The sequence below is a fragment of the Streptomyces sp. Rer75 genome, from assembly GCF_013414305.1.
GTDB lineage: Bacteria > Actinomycetota > Actinomycetes > Streptomycetales > Streptomycetaceae > Streptomyces > Streptomyces himastatinicus.
Genome location: NZ_CP058693.1, coordinates 5,355,880 through 5,376,809, shown reverse-complemented (window position 1 = coordinate 5,376,809; position 20,930 = coordinate 5,355,880). Strand labels below are relative to the sequence as shown.

The following is a 20,930-nucleotide window of genomic DNA, read 5'->3' as shown; positions in this document are numbered from 1 at the left end:
CCTATGCGCAGCCGCTCAGCCGCGGCGAGCGATCACGAGCTCACCAGCGGCGACCGCTCACCGGCGGCGGCGCAGGACGCGCCGTCCGACGACGACGGCCGACGCGATCACCACGGCCGCGGCGGGCGCGGCCCAGCGCAGCGCGGCACCGGTGGACCCGGCCTCGGGCGCCGGTACGGGGGCGTAGCGGCCGCGGGGCGGGGCGTGGTCGACCTCCTCGGTCGAGCGGCCGATCATGGTGCGGCGGGCGTGCGCGGCCTCGGCCGGGGGCTCGTCGTCATCGAGCGCGCCCAGCTCGGCGAGGGCGCCGACCTCCTCCACCCCCTGGTCGACGTCGTCGAGGTCGCCGATGTCGTCCACGTCGACGTCCTCGGCCTCCTCGGCGGCCTCGGCCCGATCGGCGTCCTCGGCGCGCAGCGGCAGGTCCGCCTCGGCGAGCGGGTCGTGCTCGGCGGGCGGGCTGATCGGGGCCGCCTCAAGGCCGGACGCCAGCGCCGACCCGAAGCGGTCCAGCAGCCGGCGGGCCACCGTCTCGGTCGCGTGCGCGTCGAACTCGGCCAGCCGCCCCTCGCTGCGGACGGTGCCGGAGCAGAGCAGCCCCGTACCGCCGCCCTCCACGGCCCGGGGCGTCAGGGTCAGCGCGAGCTTCACCGAGCCGCCGCCCCGCGCCTCGGTGCCCTCGCCCTCGACCTCCACGCCGCCGCCGCGCTCGGTGAGGCGCAGCGAGCCGCGGTAGGTGATGGTGGATCCGCCGATGCGCAGGCGCAGCCGCCCGGCGAGCGGACCCGCGTCCTCATCGGCATCCTGCTGGAGCCCGGGGACGCAACGGGCGATGCGGTCGGGCTCCGAGAGCGCCTGCCGGACGGTGTCGACGGGAAACGGAACGAACACCTCATGCTCCATAGCTCAAGACACTACCCATCGCGCGTTCGCTGAGACCCGTTCCCACGCAACTTTCGCCCCCGAGGTATCAGTCCGCGTAGCGCGGGTGCATCAGGGTCGACGGCGGCAGACGCGGCTCCCGGCTCCGTTCCGCCGCGCGCCGCGCCGCGTCCAGACCGGCCGGGGTGAGCGAGCGCGGGCGGGGGCCGTGGGGGGCGAGGCCCAGCCGGACCGGGTCGCGGGCCGCGAGCAGGAACCCCCAGTCGCGCGGCCCGTCGCCCGTCGGCCCGTCGGCCGTGGGCCCGCCGGGCGCCGGGGGCACCGTCACCACGTACGGCACCGTCCGCAGCCCCACCGACCGCATCGTCGCGTCCACCGTCCAGTACCCGCGGGGCCGCGGGCCCGCCTCCCCCGCGTGCACGGCGAGCCGGCCGCCGGGGGCCAGCACCCGTTCCGCCAGGCCGTAGAACTCCTGGGAGTACAGCTTGGTGCTCGGGGTGAGACCGGGCTCGGGCAGATCGCACACCACGACGTCGTACGCCGCGCTCCGCCGCAGCCAGTCGAAGGCGTCCGCGGTGACCACCCGCACCCGCGGATCGCGGTAGGCGCCCGCGTTGAGGGCGGAGAGCGCGGGGTCGCGGCGGGCGAGCCGCACCACCCCGGGGTCGCGCTCGACGACGGTCACCGACCGGACCCCGCCGTACCGCAGCACCTCGCGGGCCGCGAGCCCGTCCCCGCCGCCCAGCACCAGGACCCGGCGGTGCGGTCCGGCCGCCATCGCGGGGTGGATCAGCGCCTCGTGGTAGCGCAGCTCGTCGTGCCCGCTGACCTGGAGCCGCCCGTCGAGGAACAGCGACAGCGGGCGCCCGCGGGTCCGGCCGCCGGTGAGCACCACCTCCTGGACCCCGGTGCGCACGGCGACGCGCACCTCCGGCCCGTACACGGCCTGTCGGGCGGCCCGCTCGAAGGAGGGGGTGAGGACGGCGCCCGCGGCCAGCAGGGCGAGCACCAGGGCGTTGCCGACGATCAGCGCCCACCGGGACCGTGCGCTCAGATCGCGGCGGAACAGCCACAGCACCAGCGCCCCGCCCGCCACCGCGTTGACCGCGCCGGTCACCAGGGCGCCGGTCAGCTGGCCGAACGCGGGCAGCAGCAGGAACGGGAAGGCGAGCCCGCCGACCAGCGCGCCCACATAGTCGGCGGCGAACAGATCGGCGACCGCGCCGCCCGGGTCCTGCCGCCGCACCCGCTGGATGAGCGTCATCAGCAGCGGCACCTCGGCGCCGATGAGCACGCCGATCGCGAACGAGAAGCCGACCAGCGCGGAGCGCGACTGCCCGCACCACGCGAAGCACGCGTACAGGGCCATCGCCGAGCAGCCGCCGAGGAGCGCGAGCACCGCCTCGACGGCGCCGAAGCCGACCGCGGCGCGGCAGCGCAGCCGCTTGGCGAGCAGGGAGCCGACGCCCATGGCGAAGACCATCACCGACAGGACGACGGACGCCTGGGTGACCGAATCGCCCACCAAGTAGGAGGCTAGGGCGACGAGTTCGAGTTCGTAGACCAGTCCGCAGGCGGCGCAGACGAAGACGGTGACGAGGATGAGGAAGCGGCCGAAACCGGCCCGTACGGGCAGCCGCACCGGATTCTCGGGCTCCGGCGCGGGCTTCGGGGATTCGGTCACGAACGGAACGCTACGTTACAAATCACCCACGCCTGGTCACCCACAAGGGTGCACTGACTGCCGCTCATCCGTACACCGCATCATCCGCACACCAGATTTCAACGGGAGGACACCGGATCGGCGGGAGGACGGAGCGACATCGGCATGGACGTCACCCCCAGACAGGTACGGGTGGTCACCAGCCGCCCCTCCTGCGGGTAGGCGTGCCAGGTGCGCCACCCCACCGTGCCCTCGCTCCACTGCGCGAGCAGCGCGGTGAACGCGTGCGGGCTGCCGGGGAACGTCCCGGCCAGGCCGTGCGGATGGTCGGCGACCAGGGCGAGTAACTCCTGGGCCCGCCCGGCGAACGCGCCCTGCGACAACTCCTCGACGCGCGCCGCGAATTCGTACTCACGGCCGTCGACGAGGGTGGAAACCCCCAGCGGAAGCGGGGTGCTGCTGCCGGATATACAGGCCACGGTCTCCGAACAGCGCCCGTCCTCCGCTTCGAGGAGGACCTGGTGCGAGGCCCCGAGAAGCCTCAACTGCACTGCGAAACCGTGAAGTCGGAGGTCGAGCACGGCCAGGGCCGGAAGCGGTTCCCGCCCCAGGGACCAGGCCAGATCGTCGGCGCGGGTGTCGGTGTAGGCAGTCTTGAGGGTCGTGAGCATGGGTCGGCTCCGCAAGCACGCAGGGGAAAGGTGGGCCGGCTCGCCCCGCGGTGGTCCAGGGGTATGCGGATACGCCGGCTCGTGCCCACGTGGGGTCCGTAGGGCGGTGGTATACGGAATCATGAAATGGTCGGCGCCACATCGTTTTTACCCACCTTCGCCGGGTTTCCACCCCCTAGGGCGGTCCCCAGTTCAAGTGTTCAACACACGTGCGCCCGGCGCACGTTGGCGCGCCGGGCGCATTCTCGGACCGGTTCCCCGGTGGGCGGCTCAGGCACCTCCCCCGCAGCCACCGCCGCCGCCACCGCCACCGCCGCCGCAGCCCCCTCCGCCGCCGCAGCCGCTGCTGCCACCGCAGCTGCTGCCGCCGCCACCGCCGCAGCCGCCACCGCTCGAACCGCCGCTGCCGAGCCACCAGCCACCGCCGGCCGCTCCGCCGGACGACCCGGCCCCGTACGCCCCCCGACGACCCCCGTACCGCTTCCTGGCCTTACCGGCGCTCAGCGCCGCGACCGCCGCGACCGCGAAGACCACGACGACGAACACGATGACAAAACCCATGGGTCCTCACTCCTTCCCATCCCCCGTAGCGAGCCCCCGTAGCGAGGTACCGCTCTGTCGTGTCTGTCCGGCTCCTGCCCGGCTTGCTCCCCCGCAAAAGCGGAGTTGAGGAAGTCCAGAGGTTCGACGGAGGATGGGCCCATGGGACGACCGCTGCTCAACCGCCGGCTGGCCGCATTCGGCACCACGATCTTCGCCGAGATGTCCGCCCTCGCCGTGCGTACCGGCGCCATCAACCTGGGCCAGGGCTTTCCCGACACCGACGGCCCCGAAGAGGTGCGCGAGGCCGCGGTGCGCGCCCTGCGCGACGGCCGCGGCAACCAGTACCCGCCCGGCCCCGGCATCCCCGAGCTGCGCACCGCCGTCGCCGAGCACCAGGGGCGCTTCTACGGCCTGACCTACGACCCCGACACCGAGGTGCTGGTCACCGCGGGCGCCACCGAGGCCATCGCCGCGTCGCTGCTGGCCCTGCTGGAGCCGGGCGACGAGGTGATCGCGCTGGAGCCGTACTACGACTCGTACGCGGCGTGCATCGCGATGGCGGGCGGCACCCGCGTCCCGGTCACCCTCCGCCCGCACGACGGGGCCTTCCGCCTCGACCTGGACGAGCTGCGCGCCGCGGTCACCGACCGCACCCGCCTCATCCTGCTCAACACCCCGCACAACCCCACCGGCACCGTCCTCACCCACGACGAGCTGGCCGCCGTCGCCGCCCTCGCCGTCGAGCGCGATCTGCTGGTGATCACGGACGAGGTCTACGAACACCTCGTCTTCGGCGACGCCCACACCCCGCTCGCCGGCTTCCCCGGCATGCGCGAGCGCACCGTCACGATCAGCAGCGCGGGCAAGACGTTCTCGTACACCGGCTGGAAGGTCGGGTGGATCACCGCCACCCCGGAGCTGATCACCGCCGTCCGCTCCGCCAAGCAGTACCTCACGTACGTCTCCGCGGGCCCGTTCCAGTACGCGGTCGCCGAGGCCCTCCGCCTCCCGGACGCCTACTTCCACACCCTCCGCGAGGATCTGCGCACCAAGCGCGACCTGCTGGCCGACGGCCTCACCGACGCGGGCTTCACGGTGTTCCGGCCCTCGGGCACGTACTTCATCACCACCGACATCCGCCCCCTCGGCGAGAGCGACGGCTTCGCCTTCTGCCGCTCCCTGCCCGAGCGCTGCGGCGTCGTGGCCGTCCCGAACGCCGTCTTCTACGACCACCAGGCCCAGGGCGCGCCCTTCGTGCGCTTCGCCTTCTGCAAGCGCGAGGACGTCCTGGAGGAGGCGGCGGCCCGGCTGAAGAGCCTGGCGCCCTGACGACCCGGCCCTGACGCTCCCGGAGGCGGCGGGAGCGCAGATGGCAAGAGCCCGGCCGCGCGCCGTCGCCCTTCAGGGGGCGGCGCGTCGACCGGGCTCGTGATCTCCGCTTGCGCTCAGGCCTCGTCGTCGCCCGGCTTCTCGTCGTCGCCGGACTCGATGTCGGTCTCCAGTCCGAGCTGTTCGACCAGCCAGCGGTCGAACTCGATCGAAGCCCGTACCCAGCTGACCGTGCTGGATACGAAGTGCTCCAGGCTGACGCCGGTGCCGATCAGCATCTGCGCTTCACCGATCAACCGGACCGTGCCGTCGTCATTGGTGTGGCTGTAGACCTTGGGCCACAGGGTGCGGCGGTTCCAGTCGTCGATCACCTCGAGCAGCTGCGGCTTCACTTCGATGCCATGCGGCCGGTCGTAGAACGTCCGGACGGAGAAGACCTGCTGCTCCTCCTCACCACGGAACATGAAGTAGGTGCGGAACTGCTCCCACGGCGCCGCGAGGTCTCCCTCCTCGTCGACGACGTACTTCAGCTCCATCTGCTCCAGCAGCTGCTTGACCAGGTCCTGGTCGGGCAGCACGGGGCCGCTCGGACCCGCCGGTTCGGGCTCGGGCTGGCCCCCGAAATTCGGAATCGAGGACGGGTCGATGCTCACCGTGGATTTCCCTTCGTATGGATACCGCCATCCTCCCTCACATCGGCCCCCGCCGTGCAACCCCGGCCCGGCCTTTGCGCGATCAGGACAGAGCCGGGCGGCTCACCGCGCCGGGCCCACCAGAAGGCCGTCCCCGACCCGGTCGACCCGGACCGTGTCGCCGTCCCGCACCTCGCCGGAGAGGATCTCCCGGGCCAGCCGGTCGCCGATCGCGGTCTGCACCAGGCGGCGCAGCGGGCGCGCCCCGTACGCCGGGTCGTTGCCCTCCTCGGCGAGCCAGGCCAGCGCCTCCGGGGTGACCTCCAGGCTCAGCCGCCGCTCGGCGAGGCGCCGGGCGAGCGCGGCGATCTGGAGCTCGGCGATGCGGGCCAGCTCGTCCTGGCTGAGCGCGGAGAAGACCACCAGGTCGTCCAGCCGGTTCAGGAACTCCGGCTTGAAGGAGCTGCGCACCGTCTCCAGCACGCTCTGCTTCTTCTCCTCCTCGCCGAGCAGCGGGTCCATCAGGTACTGGCTGCCCAGGTTGGAGGTGAGGACCAGGATGGTGTTGCGGAAGTCCACCGTCCGCCCCTGGCCGTCGGTGAGCCGTCCGTCGTCCAGCACCTGGAGCAGGATGTCGAACACCTCCGGGTGGGCCTTCTCCACCTCGTCCAGCAGCACCACGCTGTACGGGCGGCGGCGCACCGCCTCGGTGAGCTGGCCGCCCTCCTCGTAGCCGACGTAGCCGGGCGGCGCGCCGACCAGCCGGGCGACGCTGTGCTTCTCGCCGTACTCGCTCATGTCGATGCGGACCATGGCCCGCTCGTCGTCGAAGAGGAAGTCGGCGAGCGCCTTGGCCAGCTCGGTCTTGCCGACGCCGGTGGGGCCGAGGAAGAGGAACGATCCGGTCGGCCGGTCCGGGTCGGCGATCCCGGCCCGGGTCCTGCGCACGGCGTCGGAGACGGCCCGTACGGCCTCGGTCTGGCCGATCAGCCGCTTCCCCAGCTCGTCCTCCATGCGCAGCAGCTTCTGGGTCTCGCCCTCCAGCAGCCGTCCGGCCGGGATGCCGGTCCAGGAGGCGACCACATCGGCCACGTCGTCCGGGCCGACCTCCTCCTTGACCATGGTGCCGCGGTCCTCCCGCTGCACCTCCTCCTCGGCCTCCGAGGCCTCGGCCAGCTCCCGCTCCAGGGCCGGGATCTCCCCGTACAGCAGCTTGGAGGCGGTGCCGAAGTCGCCGTCGCGCTGGGCGCGCTCGGCCTGGCCGCGCAGCTCGTCCAGCTTCTCCTTCAGCTCACCGACCCGGTTGAGGCCCTGCTTCTCCTTCTCCCAGCGGGCCGTCAGGCCCCGCAGCTCCTCCTCCTTGTCGGCGAGGTCGCGGCGCAGCTTCTCCAGCCGCAGCTTGCTGGCCTCGTCGGTCTCCTTGGCGAGCGCCATCTCCTCCATCTTCATCCGGTCGACGGAGCGCTGGAGCTCATCGATCTCGACCGGGGAGGAGTCGATCTCCATGCGGAGCCGGGAGGCGGCCTCGTCCACCAGGTCGATGGCCTTGTCGGGGAGGAAGCGGGAGGTGATGTACCGGTCGGAGAGGGTCGCGGCGGCCACCAGCGCGCCGTCCGCGATCTGCACCTTGTGGTGCGCCTCGTACCGGCCCTTGAGCCCGCGCAGGATCGCCACGGTGTCCTCGACGGTCGGCTCGGCGACCAGCACCTGCTGGAAGCGGCGCTCCAGCGCGGCGTCCTTCTCGATCCGCTCGCGGTACTCGTCCAGCGTGGTGGCGCCGACCATGCGCAGCTCGCCGCGGGCCAGCATCGGCTTGAGCATGTTGCCCGCGTCCATGGACGAGTCGCCTCCGGCGCCCGCGCCGACCACGGTGTGCAGCTCGTCGATGAAGGTGATGATCTGGCCGTCGCTGGACTTGATCTCGGCGAGGACGGTCTTCAGCCGCTCCTCGAACTCGCCCCGGTACTTCGCGCCCGCGACCATCGCGCCGAGGTCGAGCGCGACCAGCCGCTTGTCGCGCAGGCTCTCCGGCACATCGCCCTTGACGATGCGCTGGGCGAGCCCCTCCACCACGGCGGTCTTGCCGACGCCCGGGTCGCCGATCAGCACCGGGTTGTTCTTCGTACGCCGCGAGAGCACCTGCACCACGCGCCGGATCTCCTGGTCCCGGCCGATGACCGGGTCGAGCTTGCCGTCGCGCGCGGCGGCGGTGAAGTCGGTGCCGAACTTCTCCAGCGCCTTGTACGTGCCCTCCGGATCGGGAGTCGTCACCCGCTGTCCACCCCTGGCCTTCTCGAACGCGGCGAGCAGCGCCTTGGCGCTCGCCCCCTGCTGGTCGAGCAGCTCCCCGGCCTGACCGCCCTTGGCGGCGATGCCGATCAGAAGGTGCTCGGTGGAGATGTAATCGTCGCCGAGGTCCTTGGCGCGCTGCGCGGCGTCCACGAGGACGGCTTGCAGATCGCGGCTGGCCTGCGGCGGGGCCACGGTGGAGCCCTGCACGCTGGGCAGGGCGGCGAGCAGCCGCTCGGCCCCGTTCCGCACGAAGGCCGCGTCGGTGTCGACGGCGACCAGCAGATCCATCACATTCTCGTTGTCCTGCCCCTGGAGCAGGGCGAGCAGCAGATGGGCCGGGGTCAGATCGGCGTGCCCGGCGGACACCGCCCGGTCGTTGGCTGCGCTCAGCGCCGCCCGGCTCTTGTTGGTCAGCTCGGCGTCCACGTCCTGTGCTCCTCCTCATCGCGCGCGGCGGCCCACAATCCTGCCCTGCACAACATGCGTAAAGTTGAGTCTATTCCACTCAACTGTGTCGCCGCCAGCGTTCTGGCCATAGGTTCCCGTCCATGGCCCTCGATCCTCGCAACCCGGACCCCGCGTACCTCGCCTTCTGGCGCGAACGCCACGTGTGCACCCTCACCACCCTCCGCCCCGACGGCACCCCGCACGTCGTCCCCGTCGGCGTCACCTACGACCCCGACGCCGGGCTCGCCCGCGTCATCGCGAGCGGCCACAGCCGCAAGGTCGCCCACGTCCGGGCGGCGGGCGAAGGCGGCGCGCGGGTCGCCGTCTGCCAGATGGCGGGCAAGCGGTGGGCCACGCTGGAGGGGACCGCGCGGGTACGCACCGAACCCGAGCTGATCGCCGACGCCGAACGCCGCTACGCCGAACGCTACGAGCGCCGGCCCCGCCCCAACCCGCACCGCGTCCTGATCGAGATCATGATCACCCGTGCGATGGGCCGCGGCTGAGGAGCCGCCGCCCGAGGAGCCCGGGGCTCACTGCTGGTGGTGCCCCCAGGGGTGACGCACCCTGATCCAGATGTCGCGCGCCCTGCGCCCGGCCTCGGTACGGCTCTCCGCCACCGCGGTACGGGCCTCCTCCTCGGTCTCCACCATCGGGCCCGAGCCGCGCAGCGGCTTCCCGGCCGTCTCGTACAGGAACAGGGCCGAGACCAGGCCCACCACACCGGCCGCCATCAGGTAGTACGCGGGCACCAGCGGATCGCCCGTCGACTCGACCAGCGACGACGCGATCAGCGGCGTCGTCCCGCCGAACAGCGACACGGAGAGGTTGAACGAGATCGACAGCGCGCCGTAGCGCAGCCGGGTCGGGAACAGCGCCGGCAGCGTCGCGGCGCTCGTGCCCGCGAACGTGACCAGCAGCAGCCCCAGCACCAGGCAGCCGATCGCGGGCAGCAGGATGCCGCCCGCCTGGATCAGCAGGAACGCCGGGATCGCCAGCACGATCATGGCCCCGCTCCCGGCCATGAACATCGGCCGCCGCCCCCAGCGGTCGGAGGACCGCCCGACCACGGTGATCGTCAGCGCCACGACCATCATGGTGGCGAGCACCAGCAGCTGGGCGGTGGTGGCGTTCTCGCCGAGCGTGGAGGTCATGTACGTCGGCAGGTAGGACGTCACCATGTAGTTGGTGACGTTGTACAGCAGCACCAGACCCATGCAGATCAGCACGGCCTGCCAGTGCCGGGTGAAGATCTCCTTCAGCCGCCCCTTGCCGGACTGCCGCGCCTCCTCCACCGGCGCCGAGCCGGCGCCCGCCGCCTCCGCCTTCGCCGCCTCGGCCGCCCGCTCGGCCTCCTGCTGGAACGCCGGGCTCTCCTCCAGCCGCAGCCGCATGTACAGCCCGATCACCCCGAGCGGCCCGGCGACCAGGAACGGAATCCGCCAGCCCCACTCCACCATGCCGTCGTCCCCGAGCACGGCGGTGAGCACCGTGACCAGCCCGGAGCCCAGCGAATAGCCGACGAAGGTGCCGAAGTCGAGCCAGCTGCCCAGGAAGCCGCGCCTCCGGTCGGGCGCGAACTCCGCGATGTACGTGGTCGCCCCCGCGTACTCACCACCGGTCGAGAAGCCCTGCACCACCCGGCACACCAGCAGCAACAGCGGCGCGGCGAAGCCGATCGAGCCGTAGCCGGGCAGCAGCCCCACCGCGAAGGTGCTGACCGCCATCATGATCATGGTGGTGGACAGCACCCGGCGCCGCCCGATGCGGTCCCCCAGCGGCCCGAAGACCAGCCCGCCGAGCGGCCGCACCAGAAAGGCGACCGCGAAGGTGGCGAACGTCGACACCACCTGCGCGGCCGGGGAACTGGACGGAAAGAAGACCTTGCCGAGGGTGACCGCGACGTACGCGTAGACGCCGAAGTCGAACCACTCCATGGTGTTGCCGACCGCGGTCGCCGTCACCGCGCGCCGCAGCCGCGGCCGGTCGACGACGGTGACGTCCTCGTAAGCGAGTGACTTCTTGCGGCGGCGGAGCAGTGTCCGCAGCATGCGGTCGGTGCGTTCGCTGCCGCCGCCCCTGACCGGGCGGCCGCCCTTGTGCGGTGGTGTGGAGCCGGTGCTCATCTCATCCCTGCCGACGGATCCGGGCTGCTACGCGTAACCGGCACCCACCGGACGAAACCCCGCGGACAGGGCTCGGGCTCCGTTGGATCAGGCTTCGGCCCGCTCCGTCCGCGCATAGGTCTCGGCCATCTCACCGCCGGTGTCGTACACCACCACCTGCTCGTCGCCGACCACCCACGCGTCGTGGCCGGGCGGCACCACGAACACATCGCCGGGCCCCACCTCGGCCTCGGCGCCGTCGTCCATGCGCAGCCGCATCCGCCCCTTCACCACGACCCCGGTGTGGCGGACCTGGCAGCTCTCGGTCCCGGCCAGCGGCCGGACCGAGTCCCGCCAGCGCCAGCCGGGCTCGAAGGTACCGACGGCGAAGTCGAGCCCCGTCAGGTGCAGGGTCTCCAGATGGCCACCGGGGAAGTCCCGCCGCTCATCCGGCTTGTCCAGCGTCTTGATCTCCATCATGGCGTGTACCTCCTCCCACACCTCCATGGTGCGCCCGCCACACGAACGAGGCCCGGCGACCGGAAGGGTCGCCGGGCCTGTCGCTCGGATCGCTCGGGTGCGTGGAGACGCCGGACGTCAGTCCCTGCGCTTGGGCTTGGGACGCCAGACGACCAGCGCGCTGCCCTGCTGGACGTCCTGGTAGCGGACCAGGTCGCGGCGGTACGAGGCATGGACCTGGGCCTCGCGCTGCTGCATCGCGGCGGCCGCGCCCTCGACGGCCGACTGGAGCTCGGCGACGCGCGCCTGGAGCGCGGTGACCTGGTTCTCCAGCTCGATGATGCGCTTGATCCCGGCGAGGTTGATGCCCTCGTCCTGCGACAGCTGCTGCACCTGGCGCAGCAGCTCGATGTCGCGCGCGGAGTAGCGCCGGCCGCGGCCGGGCGTACGGTCCGGGGAGACCAGGCCGAGACGGTCGTACTGACGCAAGGTCTGCGGATGCAGGCCGGAGAGCTGAGCGGCGACCGAGATGACGTACACCGGCGATTCGTCGGTCAGCTCGTACGGATTGCGGGACCGGCCGGGTCCCCTGCCTCCGAGGCCCCCTCGGCCGTGCGTCTCCATTGGGTCATGCTCCCTTCGCGGCCTGGAACAGCTCCGCCCGCGGGTCCTCGCCCGCGGTCGCCTCCCGGTAGGACTCCAGCGCCTCGCGTGCCGAGTCGCTGAGGTCCTTCGGCACCGTGACCTCCACGGTGACCAGCAGGTCGCCGCGGGTGCCGTCCTTGCGCACCGCGCCCTTGCCGCGGGCGCGCATCGTCCGGCCGTTGGGCGTGCCGGCCGGCAGCTTCAGGGTGACCGGCGGACCGCCCAGCGTCGGGACCTTGATCTCGCCGCCGAGTGCCGCCTCCGGAAGGGTGACGGGGACGGTGACGGTCAGGTTGTCGCCGCGGCGGCCGAAGACCGGGTGCGGGTCCACGTGGACGATGACGTAGAGGTCACCGGCCGGACCGCCGGTCTCGCCCGGGGCGCCCTTGCCGCGCAGCCGGATCCGCTGGCCGTCGCTGACGCCCGCGGGGATGCGGACCTGCATGGTGCGGGCGGAACGGGCCCGTCCGCTGCCCTTGCAGGTCTCGCACGGGTCCTGCGCGATCAGGCCGCGGCCCCGGCACTCCACGCACGGGTCGGTGAGTGAGAAGCCGCCCCCGCCGCCGCGGCTGACCTGTCCGGTGCCGACGCAGGTCGGGCAGACCCGCGGGGTGCCGTTCTTGTCGCCGGTGCCGGAGCACGTCTTGCACGGGGCCTGGCTGGACATCCGCAGCGGAACGGTGGCCCCTTCGACGGCCTCGGTGAAGCTGAGCGTCACCTCGGACTCGACGTCCTGGCCGCGCCGCGGCTGGGTCCGGGTGGGCCCGCCGCGGTTGAAGAGACCGCCGAACACGTCGCCGAGCCCGCCGCCGAAGCCGCCCGCGCCACCGGGGCCGCCCTGGGCGCCCCCGAAGAGGTCGCCCAGGTCGAAGTTGAAGCTTCCGGTGGAGCCCGCCCCGCCCGGCCCGGGGCGGAAGCCCCCGTTGCCGAACAGGGAGCGGGCCTCGTCGTACTCCTTGCGCCGCTTGGGGTCGCCGAGGATGTCGTTCGCCTCGGAGATCTCCTTGAAGCGCTCCTCGGCCTTGGCGTCGCCCTTGTTGGCGTCCGGGTGGTACTCGCGGGCGAGCTTCCGGTACGCCTTCTTGATCTCCGCCTCGGTCGCGTCCTTGGGGACGCCGAGAACCTTGTAGTAGTCCTTCTCGACGAAGTCCTTGGTGCTCATCCCCGACGTCCCTCCTCTCCTGATATTCCTGCTGTTCCCGCTGTTACCGCAGTCACCGTCGCGTCAGCCCTCTTCCGGGCCACCGCTCTCCTCGTCCGGCGCCGTGCCGTCGCCTTCGCCCGGGCCCTTGGGCGAGGCACCCGGCTGGGGCTCGGCGACCGCGACCCGCGCCGGGCGGATCGTTCGTTCGCCGATTCGATACCCCGGCTGGAGAATCTGCACGCACGTCGTCTCGGTGACGTCCGGCGCGTACGAGTGCATGAGCGCCTCGTGCACCAGCGGGTCGAAGGGCTCGCCCTCCTTGCCGAACTGCTGGAGGCCCAGCTTCGCCGCCACCGTCTCCAGCGATTCGGCGACGGACTTGAAGCCGCCGACGAGTTCGCCGTGCTCACGCGCCCGGCCGATGTCGTCGAGCACGGGCAGCAGCTCGGACAGGAGGTTCGCGACCGCGACCTCCTTGACCTGCACCCGGTCCCGCTCGACCCGGCGTCGGTAGTTCTGGTACTCGGCCTGAAGTCGCTGGAGGTCGGCCGTCCGCTCGTTGAGAGCGGTCCGCACCTGGTCCAGCTGCGCCTGAATGGCTACCTGCTCGAGGTCCCCGGCCGGGGCGCCCGGGCCCGCCTTGTCGGCGGACCCGGCGCCCTTCGCCGCGTCGTCGGGGGTCTGCGCGGCTTCGGAGGGGACGTCGGGCTGCTCCTCGAAGCCCGGGGTCTCCTCCGTCACGCGGCACCACCCTGGCCCTTGTCGGCCTTCTCGTCGTCGACGATCTCGGCGTCCACCACGTCGTCGTCGGCCTTGGCCTGGGCGCCCTCGGCACCGGCCTCACCGGCGGCACCGGCCTCGCCCGCGCCCTCGGCGCCGGTGTTGGCGTACATGGCCTGGCCGAGCTTCTGGCTCACCGCGGCGACCTTCTCGGTCGCGGTGCGGATCTCGGCGGTGTCCTCGCCCTTGAGCTTCTCCTTGAGGTCGGTGACCGCTTCCTCGACCTCGGTCTTGACCTCGCCCGGGACCTTGTCCTCGTTGTCCTTGAGGAACTTCTCGGTCTGGTAGACGAGCTGCTCGGCCTGGTTGCGGGTCTCGGCGGCCTCGCGGCGCTTGTGGTCCTCCTCCGCGTACTGCTCGGCCTCGCGCATCATGCGGTCGATGTCGTCCTTCGGCAGCGCGGAGCCGCCGGTGACGGTCATCTTCTGCTCCTTGCCGGTGCCCAGGTCCTTCGCCGCGACGTGCATGATGCCGTTCGCGTCGATGTCGAAGGTGACCTCGATCTGCGGTACCCCGCGCGGGGCCGGCGGCAGGCCGGTCAGCTCGAACATCCCGAGCTTCTTGTTGTACGCGGCGATCTCGCGCTCGCCCTGGTAGACCTGGATCTGCACGGACGGCTGGTTGTCCTCGGCCGTGGTGAAGATCTCCGAGCGCTTGGTCGGAATGGTCGTGTTGCGCTCGATCAGCTTGGTCATGATGCCGCCCTTGGTCTCGATGCCGAGGGACAGCGGGGTGACGTCCAGCAGCAGGACGTCCTTGACCTCACCCTTGAGGACACCGGCCTGGAGGGACGCGCCGATGGCGACGACCTCGTCCGGGTTGACGCCCTTGTTGGCGTCCTTGCCGCCGGTCAGCTCCTTGACCAGCTCGGCGACGGCGGGCATCCGGGTCGAGCCGCCGACCAGGACCACGTGGTCGATCTCGGACAGCGAGATGCCCGCGTCCTTGATGACGTTGTGGAACGGGGTCTTGCAGCGCTCCAGCAGGTCCGAGGTCAGCTGCTGGAACTGCGAGCGGCTGAGCTTCTCGTCCAGGTGCAGCGGGCCCTCGGCGGAGGCCGTGATGTAGGGGAGGTTGATGGTGGTCTCGGTCGAGCTGGACAGCTCGATCTTCGCCTTCTCAGCGGCCTCGCGGAGGCGCTGGAGGGCCATCTTGTCCTTGGACAGGTCCACGCCGTTGGCGTTGTTGAACTGCTTCACCAGGTAGTCGACGACGCGCTGGTCCCAGTCGTCACCACCGAGGTGGTTGTCACCGTTGGTGGCCTTGACCTCCACCACGCCGTCGCCGATCTCCAGCAGCGAGACGTCGAAGGTGCCGCCACCGAGGTCGAAGACCAGGATGGTCTGGTCGTCCTTCTCCAGCCCGTAGGCGAGCGCGGCGGCAGTAGGCTCGTTGACGATACGCAGGACGTTGAGGCCCGCGATCTCACCGGCTTCCTTGGTCGCCTGGCGCTCGGCGTCGTTGAAGTACGCCGGGACGGTGATGACCGCGTCCGCCACCTTCTCGCCCAGGTACGCCTCGGCATCCCGCTTCAGCTTCTGCAGGATGAAGGCGCTCATCTGCTGCGGGTTGAAGTCCTTGCCGTCGAGGTTGACCTTCCAGTCGGTGCCCATGTGGCGCTTGACCGACCGGATGGTCCTGTCGACGTTGGTCACCGCCTGGCGCTTGGCCACCTCGCCGACCAGGACCTCGCCGTTCTTCGCGAAGGCGACGACGGAAGGCGTGGTCCTGGCGCCCTCGGCGTTGGTGATGACGGTGGGCTCACCGCCTTCGAGAACACTGACGACGGAGTTCGTCGTACCCAGGTCGATGCCGACCGCACGTGCCATTTCGGGATCCTCCAGCTACAGCATTGAGTGGAACAGGCTCAAGCGTGCATGATCCGCTTTTCGCTGTCAACAGACATGAGTCCTCACCGCTCAACTTTTATATGAGTCTTATGATCAAGAGAGCATTTCAGGAGGTCAGCGGGCGGGGGCCGGCGAGCGACGCAGATCACCGGCCGGTCGACTACATGGGTGTGCGCCCGGCCGGGTAATCTCGGTAGGACAAAATAAGTTACTGCTTAGTAATTCCGCTCTCGCAGGTTCGAGGAGCCCTTATGCAACTCGCCGCGATCATCGTGTCGCTGGTCCTCATCGCGGTCGGCGTCGCCCTGTTCGGCCGTGCCATCCTGCAGATCTACCGCTTCGTGCGACTCGGCCAGCCCGTCCCCGCAGGCACCCGTACGGATGACCCCACAGGGCGCACGGTCACGGTGGTCAAGGAGTTCCTCGGCCACACCCGGATGAACCGCTGGGGCATCGTCGGGGTGGCGCACTGGTTCGTGGCCGTGGGCTTCTTCTCCCTGCTGCTGACGATCGTCAACGCCATCGGCCAGCTCTTCCAGGCCGACTGGCTGCTGCCGGTGATCGGCGACTGGCTGCCGTGGGAGATCTTCACCGAGGCCCTGGGCCTGCTGACGACGCTCGGCATCCTCACCCTGATCGTCATCCGGCAGCTGAACCGGCCCACCGGGGCGGGCCGCAAGTCCCGCTTCGCGGGCTCCAACACCGGCCAGGCGTACTTCGTCGAGGCCGTCATCCTCATCGTCGGCATGTCGATCATGACGCTGCGGGCCCTGGAGGGCGTCCAGCACGGCGTCGACCACTACGAGATCGGCTTCTTCGCCTCGTACCCGCTGATCGCCGCCCTCAAGGGGCTGAGCCTCGGCACCATCCAGAACCTCACCTACCTCGTCGCCATGATCAAGATCGCGACGTCCTTCATCTGGATGATCGTGGTCTCCCTCAAGACCGACATGGGCGTGGCCTGGCACCGCTTCCTGGCCTTCCCGAACATCTGGTTCAAGCGCGAGGCCGACGGCGACGTGGCGCTCGGCGCGCTCCAGCCGATGACCTCCGAAGGCGAGCCCATCGACTTCGAGGACCCGGACGAGGACGCCCAGTTCGGCGTCTCGCAGATCGAGCACTTCTCCTGGAAGGGCATCCTCGACTTCTCCACCTGCACCGAATGCGGCCGCTGCCAGTCGCAGTGCCCCGCCTGGAACACCGGCAAGCCGCTCTCGCCGAAGCTGCTGATCATGTCGCTGCGCGACCACGCGCACGCCAAGGCCCCGTACCTCCTCGCGGGCGGCGGCAAGGATGCCGAGGGCGAGGAGAAGGCCACCGAGGAGCAGCTCAAGGACGTGCCCGCGAGCGCGCTCGCGGAGGCCGAACGCCCGCTGATCGGCACGCTGGAAGAGAATGGCGTCATCGACCCGGACGTCCTGTGGTCCTGCACCACCTGCGGCGCCTGCGTCGAGCAGTGCCCCGTCGACATCGAGCACGTCGACCACATCGTCGACATGCGCCGCTACCAGGTCATGATCGAGTCGTCCTTCCCGAGCGAGGCCGGGACGATGCTCAAGAACCTGGAGAAGAAGGGCAACCCCTGGGGGCTGGCCAAGAAGCAGCGCCTGGCATGGACGAAGGAGCTTGCAGCGGACGCAGGGTTCGAGGTCCCGGTCGTCGGCAAGGACATCGAGGACCTGACCGAGGTCGACTACCTGTACTGGGTCGGCTGCGCCGGCGCCCTGGAGGACCGTGCCAAGAAGACCACCAAGGCCTTCGCGGAGCTGCTGCACATCGCGGGCGTCAAGTTCGCGATCATGGGTGGCGACGAGGCGTGCACCGGTGACTCGGCCCGCCGCCTGGGCAACGAGTTCCTCTTCCAGCAGCTCGGTCAGCAGAACGTCGAGATGCTCAACATGGCCTTCGGCGAAGATGCCGACGAGGGCGTCGTGGTCGAGAAGGCGAAGAAGAAGATCGTCGCGACCTGCCCCCACTGCTTCAACACCATCGCGAACGAATACCCGCAGCTGGGCGGCCACTTCGAGGTCATCCACCACACCCAGCTGCTCCAGCACCTCATCGACGAGGGCAAGCTGATCCCGGTCACCCCGGTCGAGGGTCTGATCACCTATCACGACCCCTGCTACCTGGGCCGCCACAACAAGGTCTACACCCCGCCGCGCGAGATCATCGCCAAGGTGCCGGGCCTGCGGAACGAGGAGATGCACCGCCACAAGGAGCGCGGCTTCTGCTGCGGCGCGGGCGGCGCCCGCATGTGGATGGAGGAGCGGATCGGCAAGCGCATCAACAACGAGCGCGTGGACGAGGCCCTGTCGCTGAACCCGGACATCGTCTCCACCGCCTGCCCGTTCTGCCTGGTCATGCTGACGGACTCGGTCAACGGCAAGAAGAACGATGGCAAGGTGGACGAGTCGCTCCAGGTCGTGGACGTGGCGCAGCTGCTGCTCGACTCGGTGAAGACCCCCGCCGAGCCGGAGGGCGACGGCGAGTCGGCCGAGGCCCCGGAGCCCGCGCCGGTGAAGTGACGCCCTCGCGTCGACCATGACGAGGCCCGCCCGCGCACCGCGCAGGCGGGCCTCGCGTCGTACCGCTTACGCCCTCGGCTTGCCGTTCTTCGGCAGCGGCAGCGTCTGCTCCGTCCAGATGACCTTGCCCTCCGCCGTGTACCGGGTGCCCCACCGGTCGGCGAACTGCGAGACCAGGAACAGCCCGCGGCCGCCCTCGTCCGTCGTCGCCGCGTACCGCAGATGCGGTGACGTGCTGCTGGTGTCGGACACCTCGCAGATCAGGCTGCGGTCGCACAGCAGCCGCACCCGGATCGGGCCGGTGGCGTAGCGGATCGCGTTGGTGATCAGCTCGCTGAGGATCAGCTCGGTCGTGAACGCCACGTCCCCCAGCTCCCACTCCGCGAGCTTGCCCGCCACCGCCGCCCGCATCTCGGAGACCTGGGCCGGTTCGGACGGCACCTCCCAGTCGGCGATCCGCCCCGGCTCCAGCACCCTCGTACGGGCGACGATCAGCGCGACGTCATCGCTGGGGCGCTCGGGCAGCAGCGCGCCCAGCACCGCCGTACAGGTCTCCTCCGGGGTGCGCCCGGGGTGGGACAGGGCGTCGCCCAGCATCTCCATGCCCGTCTCGATGTCCCGGTCGCGCTTCTCGATCAGCCCGTCCGTGTACAGCACCAGATGGCTGCCCTCGGGCAGCTCCAGCTCGGCCGTCTCGAACGGCAGCCCGCCCAGGCCCAGCGGCGGGCCCACGGGCAGGTCGTTCAGGAGCTCCACCGTGCCGTCCGGGCCCACCACCGCGGGCGGCGGATGACCGGCCCGGGCCATGGTGCAGCGCCGCGTCACCGGGTCGTAGATCGCGTACAGACAGGTGGCCCCGATGATCACCTCACCGCCGCCGTCGCCGTCCGCCACGGCGCTGTGGCCCTCGTCCTGGTCGATGCGGGCGATCAGATCGTCCAGATGGGACAGGATCTCGTCCGGTGGCAGATCGAGGGTGGAGAAGTTGTGCACCGCGGTCCGCAGCCGCCCCATCGTCGCCGCCGCGTGCAGCCCGTGGCCGACCACGTCGCCCACCACGAGGGCCACCCGCGCGCCCGGCAGCGGGATGACGTCGAACCAATCGCCGCCGACGCCCGATTCGGCGGGCAGATAGCGGTACGCCACGTCCAGCGCGTTCTGCTCGGGCAGCACCCGCGGCAGCAGGCTGCGCTGCAACGTCACCGCCATGGTGTGCTCGCGGGTGTAGCGCCGGGCGTTGTCGATGCTGACGGCGGCCCGGGTGACCAGCTCCTCGGCGAGCGAGACGTCGTCCTCCTCGAACGGCTCGGGCTTCTCCGCGCGCATGAAGCTGGCCACGCCCAGCACCACGCCCCGGGCCCGCAGCGGGACCGTGATCATCGAGTGGATGCCACAGTCGACGATCTTCTGGGCCTGGTCGGGATCCTGCTCCTGCCAGCCCCCGTGGTCGCTCAGCACCGGAACGACCGTGACGATGCCGGTGCGGAACCCGCGGGCCTGGGGCGCGTTCGGGGTGAACCGGATCAGCTTGCCGAGCGGGTAGAGCGGCACGTCGTCGCGGATGCCGCTGAGCGCCGTACGCCGCAGGGGCGTGGGGCGGCCGTCCGCGCTCCCCCCGCCGCCCGCCGTACCGGCGGCGCCCTCCTGCGGCTCCTCGCCGCGCAGGACCGAGTCCGCGAGGTCGACGGAGACGTAGTCGGCGAAGCGGGCCACCGCGTACTCCGCCAGCTCCTGCGCGGTGCGCACCACGTCCAGCGTGGTGCCGATGGACACGCCCGCGTCGTACAGCAGCTTCAGGCGGTTGCGCGCCAGGTCGACCTTGCCGGTCAGCGCGCGCAGCTCGGTGGTGTCGCGCAGCGTCGCGACGCTGCCGGGCGGGCCGCCGTTGCGATCAGTGGGGCGGTGGCTGACCGACAGCAGCCGCTCCCCGGCCGTGTGCACCTCGTCGGTGGCCGGGCGCCCGGAGACCAGCAGCTCGGCCGTGTGCGGGTCGAAGCCCAGCTCGGCGACGAGACGGCCCTCCGCGTCCGGGGGCAGGGCGAAGAGGCGGCGCGCCTCGTCGTTGGCCAGCACCAGGCGGCCGTCGCCGCTGACGATCAGCACGCCCTCGCGCACGGCGTGCAGCACCGCGTCATGGTGCTCGTACATGCGCGTCATCTCGGCCGGATCCAGGCCGTGGGTCTGTCGCCGCAGCCGCCCGGTGACCAGCGCCGTCCCCACCGTGGCCAGCGCGAGCGCGGCCGCGGCGGCGAAGAACAGCAGCGGCAGCTGGTGGTTGGCCGCGCCGCTCACCTTCTTGATCGTGATCCCGGCCGAGACCAGGCCCACGACCTTCCCGTGGCCGTCCCCCCGGCCGCTCCCCCGGTCGTCGAAGACGGGCACCACGGACCGCACGGACAGGCCGAGCGTGCCGGTGAAGGTCTCGGTGACCGTCCGGCCCTTCACGGCGGCGTCGATGCTGCCCATGAAGTGCTTCCCGATCCGGTTCACATTGGGGTGGGTGTAGCGGATCCCGTGCGGCGACATGGCCACGACGAAGTCGACGCCGGAGCCCTTGCGGGCCCGCTCGGCGAGCGGCTGGAGCGCGGCGGTCGGGTCGGCGCTGCGCAGCGCGGCGGCCATGCCCGGGGCGTTCGCGAAGCTCTCGGCGACGGCCATCGAGCGGTTGCGGGCCTCGCGCTCGCTGTCGTACCGGGACTGGAGGACGAGCGCCACCACGGCGGCGACGACGAGCAGCAGCACGACGCCCACCTGGAGAACGAAGACCTGGCCCGCGACCGTACGCACACCGCGCGGCGGGCGGCGGCGTAACCGCCCGCCCCGGCGGCCCCGGAGGCCGTGCCCCTCGTACCGCTCGGGCGGGGGGTGCGCCTGCTGCGCCTGATCCGTCCGGTGCCCCTCGGTCTCGTGCACCGTGGGGTCGTGCCCGTTTCGCTCGCGGGCATTCCGCTGATGGCGGG

At 71.2% G+C, this 20,930-nt stretch carries 16 protein-coding genes; 3 read left to right on the top strand and 13 right to left on the bottom strand.

The window, feature by feature from the left end; translation table 11 throughout:
- Nucleotides 1-57: 57 nt before the first annotated feature.
- The 4 genes from HYQ63_RS22940 to HYQ63_RS22925 all read right to left on the bottom strand — a co-directional run bounded on the left by HYQ63_RS22940 (nt 58) and on the right by HYQ63_RS22925 (nt 3,777).
- Nucleotides 58-903, bottom strand: coding sequence for an SRPBCC domain-containing protein (locus HYQ63_RS22940; protein ID WP_179935656.1), 846 nt, complete (start codon nt 901-903; stop codon nt 58-60).
- Between the two features lie 67 nt (nt 904-970).
- Nucleotides 971-2,566, bottom strand: a complete 1,596-nt coding sequence (locus HYQ63_RS22935; RefSeq protein WP_257232023.1) for a polyamine aminopropyltransferase — start codon at nt 2,564-2,566, stop codon at nt 971-973.
- A gap of 98 nt (nt 2,567-2,664) precedes the next feature.
- Nucleotides 2,665-3,216, bottom strand: a complete 552-nt coding sequence (locus tag HYQ63_RS22930; RefSeq protein WP_179935655.1) for a DUF2617 family protein — start codon at nt 3,214-3,216, stop codon at nt 2,665-2,667.
- 270 nt (nt 3,217-3,486) lie between these two features.
- Nucleotides 3,487-3,777, bottom strand: a complete 291-nt coding sequence (locus tag HYQ63_RS22925) for a hypothetical protein (protein ID WP_179935654.1) — start codon at nt 3,775-3,777, stop codon at nt 3,487-3,489.
- Between the two features lie 141 nt (nt 3,778-3,918).
- Between HYQ63_RS22925 and HYQ63_RS22920 the strand changes: the two genes are divergently transcribed.
- Nucleotides 3,919-5,088, top strand: a complete 1,170-nt coding sequence (locus HYQ63_RS22920) for a pyridoxal phosphate-dependent aminotransferase (protein ID WP_179935653.1) — start codon at nt 3,919-3,921, stop codon at nt 5,086-5,088.
- A 116-nt stretch (nt 5,089-5,204) separates the two neighbouring features.
- Here the strand turns inward: HYQ63_RS22920 and HYQ63_RS22915 are convergent, their stop codons facing one another.
- Together HYQ63_RS22915 and clpB are read right to left on the bottom strand one after the other, a co-directional pair.
- Nucleotides 5,205-5,741, bottom strand: coding sequence for a YbjN domain-containing protein (locus HYQ63_RS22915; RefSeq protein WP_123101779.1), 537 nt, complete (start codon nt 5,739-5,741; stop codon nt 5,205-5,207).
- 102 nt (nt 5,742-5,843) lie between these two features.
- The gene (gene clpB, locus HYQ63_RS22910; protein ID WP_179935652.1) at nt 5,844-8,438 is read right to left on the bottom strand and encodes an ATP-dependent chaperone ClpB; all 2,595 of its coding nucleotides are present in this window, start codon (nt 8,436-8,438) and stop codon (nt 5,844-5,846) included.
- A 122-nt stretch (nt 8,439-8,560) separates the two neighbouring features.
- On the opposite strand from clpB, the gene HYQ63_RS22905 reads away from it, so the two are divergent.
- Nucleotides 8,561-8,965 carry a pyridoxamine 5'-phosphate oxidase family protein gene (locus HYQ63_RS22905; protein ID WP_179935651.1) on the top strand — a complete coding sequence of 135 codons (405 nt, stop codon included), beginning with the start codon at nt 8,561-8,563 and terminating at the stop codon, nt 8,963-8,965.
- Nucleotides 8,966-8,992: 27 nt separating this feature from the next.
- On the opposite strand, the gene proP is transcribed toward HYQ63_RS22905, so the two are convergent.
- The 6 genes from proP to dnaK form a co-directional block, all read right to left on the bottom strand.
- On the bottom strand, nt 8,993-10,510 hold the full coding sequence (proP, locus tag HYQ63_RS22900; protein WP_218929660.1) for a glycine betaine/L-proline transporter ProP: 1,518 nt from the start codon (nt 10,508-10,510) through the stop codon (nt 8,993-8,995).
- A gap of 162 nt (nt 10,511-10,672) precedes the next feature.
- Nucleotides 10,673-11,044, bottom strand: coding sequence for a cupin domain-containing protein (locus HYQ63_RS22895; RefSeq protein ID WP_179935649.1), 372 nt, complete (start codon nt 11,042-11,044; stop codon nt 10,673-10,675).
- Nucleotides 11,045-11,161: 117 nt separating this feature from the next.
- Nucleotides 11,162-11,647, bottom strand: a complete 486-nt coding sequence (locus tag HYQ63_RS22890; protein WP_179935648.1) for a heat shock protein transcriptional repressor HspR — start codon at nt 11,645-11,647, stop codon at nt 11,162-11,164.
- Nucleotides 11,648-11,651: 4 nt separating this feature from the next.
- Complete coding sequence (gene dnaJ / locus HYQ63_RS22885; protein WP_179935647.1) at nt 11,652-12,830, bottom strand: molecular chaperone DnaJ; 1,179 nt, start codon at nt 12,828-12,830, stop codon at nt 11,652-11,654.
- 63 nt (nt 12,831-12,893) lie between these two features.
- A complete protein-coding gene (grpE, locus tag HYQ63_RS22880) occupies nt 12,894-13,553 on the bottom strand; it encodes a nucleotide exchange factor GrpE (protein ID WP_063735538.1) in 660 nt (219 codons plus the stop codon).
- Complete coding sequence (dnaK, locus tag HYQ63_RS22875) at nt 13,550-15,421, bottom strand: molecular chaperone DnaK (protein WP_179935646.1); 1,872 nt, start codon at nt 15,419-15,421, stop codon at nt 13,550-13,552. The genes grpE and dnaK overlap by 4 nt, the downstream gene beginning before the upstream one ends.
- A 272-nt stretch (nt 15,422-15,693) precedes the next feature.
- Between dnaK and HYQ63_RS22870 the strand changes: the two genes are divergently transcribed.
- The gene (locus HYQ63_RS22870; RefSeq protein ID WP_179935645.1) at nt 15,694-17,970 is read left to right on the top strand and encodes a (Fe-S)-binding protein; all 2,277 of its coding nucleotides are present in this window, start codon (nt 15,694-15,696) and stop codon (nt 17,968-17,970) included.
- A 66-nt stretch (nt 17,971-18,036) separates the two neighbouring features.
- On the opposite strand, the gene HYQ63_RS22865 is transcribed toward HYQ63_RS22870, so the two are convergent.
- Nucleotides 18,037-20,883 carry a SpoIIE family protein phosphatase gene (locus HYQ63_RS22865; RefSeq protein WP_373689134.1) on the bottom strand — a complete coding sequence of 949 codons (2,847 nt, stop codon included), beginning with the start codon at nt 20,881-20,883 and terminating at the stop codon, nt 18,037-18,039.
- Between the last annotated feature and the right edge of the window lie 47 nt (nt 20,884-20,930).